Below are 14,911 nucleotides of genomic sequence, written 5' to 3' on the forward strand. Positions count from 1 at the left end.
GTCCATTGGCGCTTTGATAAAAGCGTTTGTAGATTGCAGCGCCCGTACCCGCGGGTGGCTGTGCAAGGATGAGTGTCTGTCAGTTCCTGTCTCTATGGCTGTCCTGCCATGTTGTGGTCATGCAGTGGAACCGCATTGGAAGACATTCCAATCACAACACCGGGCTAGACTCGTCATACCGTGGCGCCAGCCCTGGGTCAGGTGGTTCGCAGCGCAACTCGATCAGCAGATCTTGCGAGGCAACGAAGCACTTGGCTGACGCATGAGGCTTGAGTCATGGATAAGTCTGTCGGTGTGTGTCGCTGGCTGTTGATGGTGGGGCTGGTTGCTTTCGGTGTGATCATTGGCGTGGTTTTGTTTCCACTTACCGCCGAATCTTCCCCGGTACAGGCTCAGGCTTGTACCGCGCCGGCCTATGAAAAGGGCAAGGTCTATCAACAGGGGGACCAGGTCCAGCATAAAGACCAGCAATTCGAGTGCTGGAAAGATGAGGACGGTCCGCCGCTGGGGATAGGCAGTTGGGCGTGGTGCCAAGTACCTGCCTATGAGCCGTTGCTCCAGGGCGGTCCTTGGAAAGATGCCTGGAAAGAGCTCGGTGAGTGCGGTGGTTTCGCAGGCAATCGCCTGACCCTCAGTTTCGCCACCTTGAGTGGCAAGGGCCCCTTGAAACCGGCAGTGCCCGGTGTCGTGCGAGCCGATGAGGTGCTGACCGGGGTCTTGCGCTGCAAGGCCGAAGAAATTCCGATCAGCGTCAAGGCCAGCGACACCCTCCACCTCGATAATTTGAAAGCCTGCGACTATCAACTGGTGATGAATTCCGCTGGCGGTTTTGTCCCGTTGAACACCCCGCGCATTATCTCGTTCAAGCAAGCAGAGGGAGACGAACAAGCGGTGACGGTGAAATACCGGCCACCGGTGGAGGTCGCCAAGCTCAGCGGCCTGCCTGGAATCAAGATCGAACTGTTCGCCCAGGGCCTGATCCAGCCTCGCCAAATGGCCATGGGCAAGAATGTGTTGTATGTGGGTTCCAGCGCCATTCCTTCGTATATCTATGAAGGCAAGATTGCCGACATGATTTATGCGTTGCCATTGGACGCTGCGGGTAAACCGACGGCCATCCATGTGCTCGCCAGCGGTCTGGAAGAGCCTCACGGCGTGGCCTGGCGCGACGGTGACCTGTATTACTCGACCACGGGCGGGCTGTATCGCTTGCGCGATGCCGATAACCATTACAAGGACCCCAAGCCGGAGCGGGTCTTCAACTTCCCGGCCGACGACAAGCTGTTTCCCCTGCCGCCCCTGGCCTCCGGTTCCAACACCCGGATCTGGCACATGAAACACCCTTTGCGCTTCAACCCGCTGGACCCGACGGACAAGTGGCTGTACACGGCGGTCGGTATTCCCTGCAACCTGTGCATGATTCCCGCCGATCAGCGCTACGGGACGCTGTTGCGTTATTCACTGGAGACCGGTGAATCACAAGTTCTGGCCAAGGGCGTGCGCAACTCCGTGGGCTTCGATTGGAACCCGCAAAACGCCAGCCTGTGGTTCAGCGACAACAATCGCCAGGGTTTCCCCAACCCCGATGAGATCAACTGGATCAGTGGCCCCGGCCTGCATTTTGGGGTGCCGTACCGGTTTGGCAAGGGCACACCCGGGTTCACCCAGGAGGAGTACCAGAACCCAGGTGTGATCCAGCCGCCATTGGTGCCTGGTGCCATTGTCTCGGACAAATCCCCGGCCCAGGTCAATCCGGCGGACTATGTGCCCGCTGCGTTCGAGTTGGGAACCAACACCGCACCGCTTGGGGTCAAGTTCTGGCGGGGCTATCCCACCACCAGTGGAAGCCAGCGTTTGCTGGTGGCCGTGCACGGTGCCGGTTCTGCGGCAAGTCCAGGGATGGATGTGCAGATGCTGACGATCCAGGGCGGTACGCGGGTGGTCAATCAGATCCCTTTGATCAACGGATTTGTGCAGGACCCCGATCGTTTCGATGTGTACTGCCTGGATAACTCGTGTATTGGTCGGCCCGCGGAATTCCTTGAGTTGGCCGATGGCAGCCTGCTGATCAGCGACGACGTCGCCGGGGTGATTTATCGCGTGCGCTACGATGCCAGCGAGTTGCCGGCCACGCAGTTGGCGTTACGGCCCATGCTGCCTCCAGCGGGTTACGAAAAGAAAATGATCAGTGGCTTCCTGACTGCCCCCGACGGCAATCGTCGGTTGGTTCAGGTGTCGTGGAATCCCGAGGACAGTGACGCCGGATTGGTCCTCAACGGACTGCCCTATGGCGACTATCAGCTCAGGCTCAATGATGTAGAAGACTGGATTCCCCAGGTTCGCAACACGACCGTCACCCTGTCTGCCACCAACAAGGCCCAGACCATCAGCCTGCGCTACCGTGAGCGGCCGATAAAGCTTGAGGTCAAGGTGACGATCAAGGCACCGAGCAAACCGGCGTCGGTGAGCGATGCGCAGTGGCATTTCAGCCTGGTCAACGAAGCGCAGAGCGGTGCCGAGCCGCAGGTGATCCAGGTGCCCTGGGGCGCCAGCACCACGCAGATCCTGGACTACGGCAAGTACAAGGTCATCTACCCGTTTTATTCGAAGGCCAAGCCTGAGCCGGAACTGGAGCAGGTGGTGATAGATGAGTCCAGCGAGGACGGGCAATTGCCAGCGGTCGCGTACCGTCCTGTCGAGAACCTGGGGGAGACGGTGCTGGCCCAGGCCTGTACCAAATGTCACGCGGTCGAGTATTTCGACAGCTTGCGCATGGCCCTGGCCTGGAGCGTGGCGGGGCAGGACGCGCTGGTCAAACAGATAAAAAGCATGCCGGTGTCCGGGCATTGCGACACTACGTGTGCCAGCGAAATCAGCAAGCACCTGATTAATGTGGTGTGGAAGCCTTACCTGGATCCGTCGGAATCCCATGGGGTGCGGCAGCTGCGCTTGCTGACCCCGGATGAATACGCCGCCAGCGTCAGGGACATCCTGGCGGTCGAGATCAATCCCGAGAAGCTACCGGCCGACAAGTCTGAGAAAGACTTCAAGTACCCCGGTGAGGCGGACAAGGGCATTGCGCAGGCAGAGGACGTCAAGCAGTTCTATGACATGGCGCTGTGGGTGGCCGACAAGGTTGCGCCGTCGCGCTTGAGCGTCCTGGCGCAATCGAAGCTCGGGTCGGATCTGGTGACATCGCTGGGGTATCAGCTGTTTCGCCGTCCAGTCAGTGATGCCGAGCGTCTGCGCTACCAGGCATTGTTCGACGAACAAGGTGCGACTGGACTGATCGCCGCGCTGCTGCTGTCGCCCCATTTCCTCTATCGCTCCGAGTTGGGGTTGGCGACGACAGAGGGGGGCAGTGTGTTCAAGCTGACACCGTTCGAGTTGGCGACGGCGCTGTCCTACGGGTTCCTGGGCACCACCCCGGACGCCGAATTGTTGGCCAAGGCCCAGCGCAACGAACTGCAAACTGCGCAACAGATCTCGACAGAGATCGAGCGCATGATGCGCACGGACAAGGGCATCGAGCAGTTCAACCGGTTTGTCAGCTACTACGCCAAGACCATTCGCGGCGTCCAGGAAAAGCCGGGGCTGAGTGCACAAATGATCCAGCTCATGGCGCAGGAACAGTACCTGTTGAGCCGCAACCTGATGTTGAACGCAGGCACTTTCGAGGAGTTGTTCAATCCACGCTACACCTACCTCAACCAGGCCCTGGCCGCGCACTACGGCATCGATGGGGTTTCTGGCAGCACCTTGCAGAAGGTCGCGGTCGACGATAAACGCGGTGGGCTGCTGCATCTAGGGCTGACGCAGGCCGCTACTTCGGACTACCAGGCCACCTCGTTGGTCAAGCGCGGCATCATGATCCGCGAGCAGATGTTTTGCCGCGATTTTGGTGCACCGGTGGAGGCGGATCCCACGCCACCTGCCTACCCGGCGCGGGCGATTACCACCCGTGAGCACTGGGACGCGTCCAACGGCGAGCAGGCGTCAGAGGGGCGTTGCTGGCGGTGTCATCAATACATGAACGACACCGGGTCCTCGATGGAGCACTACGACGCGGCGGGGCGCTATCGCCTCGAGGAAAAAGCCTACAACTTCAATCAGTACCCACAGATGGTGGCAATCAAGGCTTCCGGTCCATTCCTCATGGCGACTGGCACCGAGCCGATCAATGACGTACGCGATATCGCCAAAATCATTCCGCGCAACCCGGCATCGCAGTTCTGCATGGCCGACAGTTACTTCCGGTTTGTCTTCGGCAATAAATCCGATGTGTCGACGTCAGGAACCGTCAAGGCAGTGGCCGATGGATTGAAAACTTCGGGCTCGCTGGCCGACATACTGAAAACCTTGGGCACTTCCAAAGCGTTCACCTACAAGATTGAGAGGAACTGAGCATGGGCATCCTGAAGAGTCGTCGGCGTTTTCTGGCGGGCCTGGCTGCAGCGAGTGTCTATGGTCCGTTGACTCAGTTTGGCCTGGCGCGCATGGCGTTGGCGGGGCAAAGCCAGCAGGCCAAGCTGAAGATTGTGTTTGTGGTCGTGCCCGATGGCCTGGCGGTGGACTCCTATACCGGAGATGGTTTTGGCGATGGTCGCGGATTGTGGCATCCACAGGTGCAAAGCAGTGATACCACGGCATTTACCTTGAATGAGGTGAGTGCCGAGCTGGCAGCCTATCGCAACCAATCACTCTACTTGCGTGGACTTATCCTGGGGCCGGAAGGCGCCAACGTAGGTCATTTGGGCTGGACATTTGTGTTGCGCGACAGTGCGGGGAGCCAATCATCCATCGACATACTGCTGGGTCAGGCGTTGCCGGGCACCGAGCCGTCTCACCGCAGTCTGTTTGCCGGTCCCCATGCCGGTGTCGACGGTACGCCCTGGTTCGTGTCCTATCAGGGCAATGCGATCCGCACACCTTATCGTGATCCGGTGCTCATGGCGCAGGCGTTGTTCAAGGAACCCGGTCTTGCTTCATCGAGTCGGCAGCCCGGCGGCAGTACTCTATTGCAGACCTCCCTGGCGGATATCCAGGAAATCAAAGGCAAGCTATCCGGCGCTGAGCGGCAGAAACTCGATACCCATCTGGATTCAGTGGAACAGGTGATCAAGGACCTCGACTTGAGCCAGCCACCGATTGGCGAATGCAAGCCATTGACCGTGGAACCGCTGGATTACCGTTCGGCAAAGGACCGCACCCGAATTCAGGCCAACCATCACCAGGTAGTGGCAACGGCCTTGAGTTGCGGGATCACTCGGGTGGCGACGATTCAGATTGGCCGTTCGGCGGAGTCGCTGAACATCCTCGACGTCAGCCCGGGCAACAATCCCCATGAGTGTGCCCACCGACTTCACCAGAAGGAGTTGTGGAAGGGAACACGTCAATGGTATGTCCAGCGGGTCAAATTCCTGATGGATGAATTGGCCCGCTATCAGGACCCCCATGTGCCAGGCGACAGTCTGCTCGACCATACACTCGTGGTGCTGACCAGTGAGATGGCGGACGGCGCGCCGGAGCACATGATCGACATGCCGCTGCTGTTGATGGGCGGGGCGAGTGGATTGCTTAAAAGTGGTGATGGCGCCGGACGCTATCTTGATGTGACGTCGCAGGCCGATCGCAAGCACCACACGGGCAATCCGGTTATCGGTCAATACATGGTCGATATGCAACGCATATGGGCAACCATCGCCAAGGCCGCCGGAACCACTGTGCCTTATGGTGGGAACATCGAGCCGGTCAGCGGGATTTTCAGCAATGTGTGAAGGAGCGTTCGGCGGTTTTGAGGTTGCCGAGCAATTGGAAGTAGTATCTGGACGCCCTCTACTCGGACAGCCACGGCGGCTACCTGGTGCGGCGCGACGTGCTGGAGCAACTGCAGAAGTCGTGGGCACCTTAACGGACGCACCGACACCAGCGTGGACCTGACCTTCGCCGTTGCCGATGGGCTAATGCGCTATCGCATCGGGGCGCAGAAGGCCAACAACCCGATCACCCAGCGCAGCTTCGAAGGGTTCGCCTTGCCCAGGACACTGCTCGAAGCACGACGGGCAAACAAACCTGCAGGTGCGAGCTTGCTCGCCAAGCCCGCAAAAACGCCGGGTTGAGACCCTGAATGCACGTGTCATCGTTGACGACCATCGCGGGCAAGCCGCAAGCGGGCGCCCGCTCCCACACTGATTTTGGCTGTTCACAGATTCTGTATACACCACATCAAACCTGTGGGAGCGTGCTCGCCCGCGATGGCGGTGTGTCAGGCAGCATCGATGTTGACTGTGCTGGCCTCATCGCGACATAGGTATCTACACAACTGTGGTGCGACGTTGTACCTCTGGGCCGGGCGGGGTGTTGGATTAGACCGGGCACATATCCATTTCTTCGGTAACGGCCTCCTATGGTTCCGCCTGACGGCGGCTTACTTTTGAACAGCCGGAATGCCGGCCCAGGCAAAAGTAAGCAAAACGCTCTTACCCCACCACTCGGTGCCTCGCTTAGGCTCGGCATGCCCGTACTCCGACATTGATTTGGGGGGCCGCCGCAATGGGCCCTCCCTGGCCCAGTGCGGCTAAACCGGCGTCCTGCCGGTTTACCCCCCAAATCAATATCGGACTCCGGCCAGCGTGGTTAACGGGGCGCCCAGTATCAAAAACAAAGCGAGGCGGCCTAAAAGCCGACCTGATCGCTAGGGCATGCGCGGTGTAGCTTCTACTTCCTAAGACGCTGACGAAGTCAGCCATCTTTTGATCTGGCTCTGGCTCTGGCTCTGGCTCTGGCTCTGGCTCTGGCTCTGGCTCTGGCTCTGGTTCTGGCTTTTGATCCTGGGCGCCCCGTTAACCACGCTGGCCGAACGCAGGCTTGAATTCGTGGGTAACCCGGCAGGACGCCGGGTTAGCCGCCCCGCGCCATGGATGGCGCGTGGCGGCGGCCCACGGATTCAAGCCGGAGTGAGGGCACACCGAGCCCAAGCGAGGTGCCAAGTGGTGGGGAAAGAGCCTTTTGCTTACTTTTGGGCTGTTCAAAAGTGAGCCGCCGTCAGGCGGAACCATAGGAGGCCGTTACCGAAAAAATGGATATGTACTCGACCTAATCCAACACCCCGGTCGGCCCAGAGGCCGCCACAAAGTTGTGTAGATACCTATGCTCATCGCGAGCAAGCCGCAAGCGGGCACCCGCTCCTACAGAATTTGTGCAGGGTGCACGCTGGACCTTTGGCTGGATATGCCCACAAAACCAGGATCAAAAGATTGCATATCGCGCTCAATGCCCCACCAATTCCTCCAGCAGTTGCTCTTTGTAGCCCTGCAATACGGGCGAACTCCGGTCCCGGGGGTGGGGCAGGTTGACCTGGATCTGATGCTTGATCCGCCCCGGGTGGGCGTCCATGACGATCACCCGGTCGCCCAGGTACAGGGCCTCTTCGATGTCGTGGGTGACCATGATCACTGTGCAGCGTTGCTGGACCCAGATGCGCTGCAGTTCGTGTTGCAGGCGGACCCGGGTCAGGGCGTCGAGGGCGCCCAGGGGTTCGTCGAGCAGCAGCACCTTGGGGCGGTTGATCAGGGCGCGGGCGATGGCGGCCCGCTGGGCCATGCCACCGGACAGTTGGTGCGGGTAGGCGTTCTCGAATCCCTCGAGGTTGACCAGGGCGATGTGCTCGGCCACCAGGCGGTCCTTTTCGGCCTGGGACAGTGGGTGGTTTTTCAGGGCCAGGGCGATGTTCTTGCTCAGGGTCATCCAGGGAAACAGGCGGTGGTCCTGGAACACGATGCCGCGTTCCAGGCTGGTGCCGACCACGGGCTTGCCATCGAGCAGGATATCGCCCTGGTAGTCGCCCTCCAGGCCCACGATCAGCCGCAGCAGGGTCGACTTGCCGCAGCCGCTGGCGCCGACGATGCTGATGAATTCGCCAGGGCGGACCTTGAGGTTGATGTTGTCCAGTACGGGCAGCGGTTGGCCTTCGATCCGATAGGCCTTGCTCAGGCCGCGGACTTCCAGGGCGCCGCAGGGCAGTGTGGTGCTGTGGGGCAGAGCGTGATGGGCAATGGCGTTCATGGGGTGGCCTTTCAACGAATGTTGCGCCAGCGCAGCAGGTGGCGACTCAGAAGGGTAAACAGCAGGGTCATCAGGTAACCGCACAGACCGATGCACAGCACGCTCAGGACGATGATCTCCATGCGCGCGCCGGCTTCGGCGTTCATCATCAGGTTGCCCAGGCCGGCCCCGGACGACAAAAACAGTTCGCTGCCCACGGCGGTGACCCAGGCAAACGCCAGGGCGTGCAGCACGCCGGTGGCCAGGCTCGGCAGCGCCGCCGGCAGCAGCACATGGCAGAACTGTTGCCAGCGGCTGAGCACCAGCACCTGGCCGACTTCGCGGTAGCGTCCCTCGACATGCCTGAAACCTTGATAGGTGTTGAGCACCATCGGGTAGAACGCCGCGAGCGTGACGATCAACACCTTGGAGAACTCGCCGTTGCCGAACCACATGGCAATCAGCGGGATCCAGCCGAGCATCGGCACCTGGCGAATCGAATGAAACAGCGGGCCGATCAATCGGTTGGCCACGCTCGACAGCGCCATCAGCACCCCCAGCGCGACGCCAAAGACGATACCCAGGGCCAGGCCGGTACTGGTGCGCGCCAGGCTGGCCAGCAGGTTGACCAGCAACTCGCCATTGCCGAGCAGCTCGAGCAAGGCCTGGCCGATGGTCGACAGCGGCACGAAGGCATAGGCCCCGGCGGCATCCTGGCGCGACAGGTATTCCCAGCCGCCGATCAGTAGCAGCGGCAGCAACAGGCCGCGGGATTTTCCGAGTAAAGGGGGCATGGCAGGCTCCTAGCGGGTTTGCCAGCGGAACAGGCGCTGTTCGAGTTGGCGAAAGGAAAAGTCCAGGGCAAAGCCGATCAACCCAGTGACCACCACACCGACCATCACCACGTCGATGCGCAGCATCTGCCGGCTCATCTCGATCATCTGTCCCAGGCCGCTGTCGGCGGCGAGCAACTCGGTGGCCACCAGCACCACCCAGGCGCGGGTCAGGCTGATGCGAAAGCCGGTGATGATCGGTGGCGCAGCGGCAGGCAGGGCGATCTCGCGGACCAGGGTCGGCCAACGCAGGCGATACACGTCGGCGACTTCGAAATAGCTGCGCGGGATGGCCTTGACCCCCTCGCTGGCGGCCAGGGCCACCGGGAAGAACGCGGTCTTGGCGACAATGATGATCTTGAAGGTTTCATCGATGCCGAACAGCAACACGAACATCGGAATCAAGGCGATGCTGGGGATCTGCCGCAAGGTGTGGAACAGCGGCGCGCAGTAGATCTCGACCTGCCTGGACAGGGCCATCAGCACCCCGAAGGCCAGGCCGCACAGCGAGCCAATGCCAAACCCCAGCCCCAGGCGGGACAGGCTATTGCCCAGATGCTCCAGCAGCTCGCCGCTGGCCAAGAGTTCGGCGAAGGCTTGCACCACCTGGGCGGGTGGCACCAGCAGGTTACGTGGAAAAATCCCGGCCTCGGCCACCCCGGCCCAGAGCACCAGCAGGGCCAGGGGCGAGATAAGCCAGGTGAGAGCGGTCAGCAAGGAGTGTGGGCGCATGGCGGGTCTTATTTCGGCGAAGTACCCGAGGGCTATCGCAAGAGCTGTGCCATATCCTCGTCGCAACCCCGCCCCCCCCTGTAGGAGCGAGCTTGCTCGCGATGGACGTCAACGATAACGCGCGAAACCAGGATGAACACGGTGTTCTTGAGCCCATCGCGGACAAGCCGCAATCCGCAAGCGGCAAGCGGCAAGCGGCACCGCAAACAGGCGCCGCAAGCGGGTACCTGCTCCTACAGACGCACCCGTTGCTGCCAGGGCAACACCCCGGCAGCAGTGGCGGTCAGAACTCGTAGCTGACGCTGGTGTAGTAGAACGCGCCCTGGGCACCTTCGGGGCTGGTGATCGAGTACTTGGGCACGCCGTACAGCTGCGTACCATCGGCCTCGTCCGGGTGGGTGTCGAACAGGTTGATCGCGCCTACCGAGACTTTCAGCGCCTTGTCGAAGGTGTACGACAGGTCGAGGTCGGTGACCCACTGCGAGCTGTAGGTCTGGTCCAGGTCCGGGTTGCTCGCGTTCAAGCTCTTCCATTCGCCGTAGCGGCGCTGGGCAATGGTCACGCCCCAGTTGGCGTACAGCCAGTTGGCGCTGAGCACTAGCTTGTTCTCGGGAGTGCCTTCCTCGATCAGGCCCTGGGTCGCCCGGCCGACAATTTGCTCACCCTTGATGTTGCCAACGTCCCGCAGCTGGGTAATGTCCGTATGGTTCTTGCTGAAACCGCTGCTCAGGTTCAGCCGGCCCCATTGCGCCAGGTCGAACTGATAGTTGCCGGTCAGCTCGATGCCGTCGGTGCGAGTGTCGGCCACGTTGGTGTAGAACGCTGCGCTCTGGATATTGGCGTACGGGGTACCGGCGAAGATCGGCGACACCACCGAGGCCGGTAACTGGTCGGAGAGGGTGATGCGGTTGTCGATGTTGATCCGGTACGCATCGATGGTCACCGACGCGTTGGGCAGCGGCCGCCATACCAGGCCCAGGGAGTAGTTGGTGGACTCTTCCGGTTTCAGCGAGGTACCGCCCAGCAGCGCCGCTTCCGGGCTGTTGGCGCGCAGGGTGCGTTGCTGGACCTCGACATAGTTACCGCTGCCCGGCGGCTGTTCGACCACCTGCACACTGAACGAGGACAGGCCGCTCTGCACCAGCGACGGTGCGCGGTAACCGGTGCTGGCGGTGGCCCGCGCGGCGATCTCTGGGGTGAAGTCGTAACGCAGCGACAACTTGCCGTTGGTGGTGTCGCCAAAGTCCGAATAGTGCTCGCTGCGCAGCGCTACCCCGGCCTGGAATTGCTCGGTGAGCTGGGCTTCGACATCGACATAGGCCCCCAGTACCCGGCGGTCCAGGGACGCCGCGTCGACCTGGGTGATGCCCGAGTAATACCCGGGAATCCGCCGGTTGGTGAAGGGGTCGACGGTGTTGAACAACGGCCCGTTCTGCCAACCGGCCGCTTCCCCGGCGCTCAGCTCGTAGTTCTCCTGGCGCCAGGCCAGGCCCGCCGACAGGGTCAGGGGCTTGAACAGCAGGTCGGTGGGAAAGTCGCGCACCCAGTCCAGGGTGGCGTTGGTCTGGTCGACCTGGCGCTTGCCGGTGTAGATGTTCTGCGGACTGCCGGCGCCCCAGCTCGGGTTGATCGCATTGCGGTCGTCGGAGGTGAGGCGGTTGTCGCCGTAATTCAGTGCCAGGTCGAACTTGCCCAGTTGCTCGTCGTCCAGGCGCAGGCCACCGGTCACGGCATAGTCTTCCAGAGAGTAGCGGGTGACCGGCAAGCGACCATCGGGGAAGCGCTGCAAAGCGTTGCTCCCGTAATTGTTGCGCAAGGTCGTGGGCGGGTCGAAGAAGCCCTCGGCATCGGTGTTCTTGTGCGAGTAGGTGGCGAAGCCGTAGGCGGTCAAGCCTTCGCCGACCCCGATTTCGCTGTTGGCGACCAGGTTGTACTGGTCCGAGACGTTGCCCGAGCCCCAGCGCCAAGTGCGGTAGCGGTTGTTCTGTTCCTTGGCGGTGTTGATGCTGGTGGAACCGGGGTAGAAGATCCGGTTGTCTGGGTTGGTGTCGCTGGCCGGGTCCTGGCTGCCGGCGTCGAAACTCAAGGTCAGGAAGCCGTCGTTGGGCAGGGTGAAACCTTTCCAGCCACCCAGTTTGCGCTGGATGCCGTCACCCTTGTCGTAGCCACCGAAGCGGTAGCCGAGGTTGCCGCCGTCATCCTTCTCCTTGAGCACGATGTTGATCACCCCGGCGATGGCGTCGGAGCCGTACTGGGCCGCCGCGCCGTCACGCAGGATCTCCACGCGCTGGATCGCACCCAACGGAATCAGGCTGAGGTCGACCGCCGCCGCCCCCCGGCCGTTGACCAGGCCCTGGCGGGTGACGTTGGCGCTGGTGTGCCGGCGTTTGCCGTTGACCAGCACCAGCACCTGGTCGGAGGCCAGCCCGCGCAACGACGCGCCCTGGGCAATGGAGCCGGAGAACGCGCCCTGGGGCGATTGCGGGTAACTGAAGGACGGCGACAGTGCCGTCAGTGCGCCGGACAGGTCGCTGGCGCCGGTGTCCTGTAGTTGCTCGCTGGACAGCACGTCCACCGGGGCGGCGCTTTGCAGGGCGGTGACGTCGCTGCGCCGGGTGCCGAGCACGACCACGGTGTCCAGGTGATCGTTGCTGGCACCGGCCGGGGCCGGGCGGGTTTCGGCGGCCATTACCGGCAGGGCAAGGCTGCCAATGACCAGCGCCACGGCGCTGGCCAACGGGTTGTGGTGGAACATGGGCGGATTCCTTTCTAGGGCAAGAGGATCAACCTGTAGGAGCGAGCTTGCTCGCGAAGAACTCGCAGGCGCCGCGTGCATACTGAATGCACGCGTCACTGTTGACGTTTTTCGCGAGCAAGCCGCAAGCGAGCACCCGCTCCTACAGGTGGTGGGTCAGAATCGGCTGGTGACGCTCAGGCCCACCGTGCGGGGGTCGCCGTAGGTGATCACGTATTGGCCGAGGGTGCCGTTGGGCCGTCCGTGGACTTGGTAGCGGCGGTCGGTGAGGTTGTTGACGAAGCCGGTGACGCTGAGTTTTTCATCCGGGCTGAACCAGGTCAGGCGGCTGTTGGCCAAGGTGTAGTGCGCCTGGCTCAGGGTCTTGTCGGCGCTGCTCTGGCGGTCGGCGAGGAAGTATTCCTTGTCGCGGAAACTCACGTCGCCACCGGCCACCAGCTTGCCGCCGATCTCCAGTGGGAAGGTGTAGTCGCCGCCCAGCGAAACTACGTTGCGCGGCGAGCGCACGAAGCTGTTGCCGCTGTAGTCGCCGGTGACCGCACCCGTATTGGGGTTGGTGTTCTTGAAGTCGGTGTACTCGGTGTCGAGGAACGAGATCGCCGCCCGCAGGTGCAGGTACTCGGTGGGCTGGCCTTCGAGTTCCAGCTCGGCACCCTTGACCTTGCCCGCGGCGCCGTTGGTCAAGGCGGTGGTCAGCACGCCGTTGTTGACCGTCAGCAGGTTGACCTGAATATCCGAGTAGTCGTAGTAGAAAATGTTCGCGTTGGCCGTCAGGCGACGGTCGAACCACTCGGATTTGAGGCCGATTTCATAGGCGTCGAGTTGTTCCGGATCGACCGTGGTCAACTGCGCCAGGCTGGTCGACAAGCCGGTGTTGAAGCCGCCGGAACGGAAGCCGTGGGCGTAGCGGAAGAACACCCGCAGGTTGTCGTTGATCCGGTACTCGGGGGTCAGGTCGTAGGTCCAGGCTTCCCAGGTATTGGCTTCCTGGCGGTTGCCGTTGGTGCCGACGCCGCTCAGTGGAATCAGCGGGCCGTTGGCGCTGGCGCGGGTCAGTTGGGTCAGGTCGAGGTCGATGTCTTTCTTTTCCTGGGTGTAGCGCAGACCGCCGGTGACAGTGAAATTGTCGGTGAAGTCATAGGTCAGGTTGCCGAACAGGGCGTAGCTGTCGGTCTTGTGGTCGTAGTTGAGGTCACGCAGGTCAGTGACCCCGCCAATCTGGTTGGAGCCACTGCCATTGGGCGTCGGGCCCGGGGTAATAAAGCGCGTGGCCGAGCTGTCGAGGGTCTCGTGGAAGTAGTGAGCGCCGGCCAGCCAGCGCAGGGTTTCCTGCTGGGGCGAGGCCAGGCGCAGTTCCTGGGAGTACTGGCTGTACTTGTTGTCGGCCGTGGCGGCGCCGTTGACTTCGTATGGCGTGTAGTCGGCATCGCTGGTGGACTGGCCGCGGATGTAGTCGTAGGCGGTGATCGAGGTCAGGGTGTAGTCGCCCAGGTTCCAGTTGAAGGTCAGCGAGGTGCCGTCATGGTCGAGCTTGGCATCTTCATTGACGTTGAGTTCGATGTCGCGGCCGTTCGGGCGCTGGTAGCCGACGTTGTAGTAACGTCCCACCGGCAGCGAGCCGTTGCTGCCGTCGCCATTGTGCTGGCGGGCGTGGACCTTGAGCAGGGCTTCGAGGTCAGGGTTCAACTGGGCAAGGAACTGCACGCGCACGGCTTTCTTGTTGACGTCACCGTAGGTGTGGCCGTCGGTGAGGTTCTCGGCGAACCCGTCGCGCTCCTCGGAGTACAGCGCCACCCGCGCGGCGAGTTTTTCGTCCACCAGCACACCGCCCAGGGCGCCACTGACGATGCGTTCATCCTTGCTGCCGACACCTAGCGTGCCGTAGCCGTTGGTCTGGGCATCGAGGCTCGGTTTTTGCGAGATGATGTTGACCGCGCCCGCCGTGGTGTTCTTGCCGTACAGGGTGCCCTGGGGCCCGCGCAGAATCTCGATGCGCTCCAGGTCATACAGCGGGCCGCCACCGGCAAGGGGTGCGTTGAGGTAGACGTCGTCGGAGTAGATCCCCACCGGGTACACGGTGGCAGCGCCGGTATCGCCAGTGCCCAGGCCGCGGATGTACCAGCGCGGACGACCATCGCCGTCGGGGTTCTTTGCCGAGGCGTTGGGCACGAAGGTGGTGATGTCGCCCATCGACCGCACACCGTCGGCCGTGATGCTGGTGCCCTGAATCGCCGACACCGCCACCGGGATCTCCTGCAGGGTTTCTTCCTTGTGCTGGGCGGTGACAGTCACGGTCTTCAGCGCCGGCTCGGTGCTGGTCTTGCCGGCGTCGCTTTCTGTTGTCTCGGCTGCCAGCAATCCCTCGCTGACGGCCCCCCCGGCCAGCAGCAAGGTGAGCCAGATACTCTTGGTGATTGGATTAAGCTTATGCATGTTGGTACTCCCCCGATAAAGTTTCACTAACAGGGGTAGAGCAGAGATCGTGCCAATAGCTTTGAGGGGGGTATTGGTGGTTACTTACTTTTGCTAAGTAGCTGATTGATAAAGG

Annotated in this window: 8 protein-coding genes; 3 read left to right on the forward strand and 5 right to left on the reverse strand. The window is 61.8% G+C overall.

Annotated features, from left to right (window positions below):
• The first annotated feature begins 276 nt into the window (after positions 1–276).
• The 3 genes from QMK50_RS25330 to QMK50_RS25340 all read left to right on the forward strand — a co-directional run bounded on the left by QMK50_RS25330 (position 277) and on the right by QMK50_RS25340 (position 6,119).
• Positions 277–4,404 (forward strand): DUF1592 domain-containing protein, encoded by a 4,128-nt coding sequence (locus tag QMK50_RS25330; protein WP_320334306.1) that lies wholly within the window; start codon positions 277–279, stop codon positions 4,402–4,404.
• Positions 4,405–4,406: 2 nt separating this feature from the next.
• Positions 4,407–5,777, forward strand: coding sequence for a DUF1552 domain-containing protein (locus tag QMK50_RS25335; protein ID WP_320334307.1), 1,371 nt, complete (start codon positions 4,407–4,409; stop codon positions 5,775–5,777).
• A 153-nt stretch (positions 5,778–5,930) separates the two neighbouring features.
• A complete protein-coding gene (locus tag QMK50_RS25340) occupies positions 5,931–6,119 on the forward strand; it encodes a hypothetical protein (protein ID WP_237234985.1) in 189 nt (62 codons plus the stop codon).
• Positions 6,120–7,269: 1,150 nt separating this feature from the next.
• Here the strand turns inward: QMK50_RS25340 and QMK50_RS25345 are convergent.
• The 5 genes from QMK50_RS25345 to QMK50_RS25365 all read right to left on the reverse strand — a co-directional run bounded on the left by QMK50_RS25345 (position 7,270) and on the right by QMK50_RS25365 (position 14,796).
• Positions 7,270–8,064 carry an ABC transporter ATP-binding protein gene (locus tag QMK50_RS25345; RefSeq protein WP_320334308.1) on the reverse strand — a complete coding sequence of 265 codons (795 nt, stop codon included), beginning with the start codon at positions 8,062–8,064 and terminating at the stop codon, positions 7,270–7,272.
• 11 nt (positions 8,065–8,075) lie between these two features.
• The gene (locus QMK50_RS25350) at positions 8,076–8,837 is read right to left on the reverse strand and encodes an ABC transporter permease (protein ID WP_320334309.1); all 762 of its coding nucleotides are present in this window, start codon (positions 8,835–8,837) and stop codon (positions 8,076–8,078) included.
• Positions 8,838–8,846: 9 nt separating this feature from the next.
• Entirely contained in the window at positions 8,847–9,608 is a 762-nt protein-coding gene (locus QMK50_RS25355) for an ABC transporter permease (protein ID WP_320334310.1), read from the reverse strand.
• A gap of 283 nt (positions 9,609–9,891) precedes the next feature.
• Positions 9,892–12,363: a TonB-dependent receptor gene (locus tag QMK50_RS25360; protein ID WP_320334311.1), complete on the reverse strand. Its 2,472-nt coding sequence runs from the start codon at positions 12,361–12,363 to the stop codon at positions 9,892–9,894.
• Between the two features lie 156 nt (positions 12,364–12,519).
• A complete protein-coding gene (locus QMK50_RS25365; RefSeq protein ID WP_320334312.1) occupies positions 12,520–14,796 on the reverse strand; it encodes a TonB-dependent receptor in 2,277 nt (758 codons plus the stop codon).
• Positions 14,797–14,911: the final 115 nt, after the last annotated feature.

The organism is Pseudomonas sp. P5_152 (assembly GCF_033989915.1).
GTDB lineage: Bacteria > Pseudomonadota > Gammaproteobacteria > Pseudomonadales > Pseudomonadaceae > Aquipseudomonas.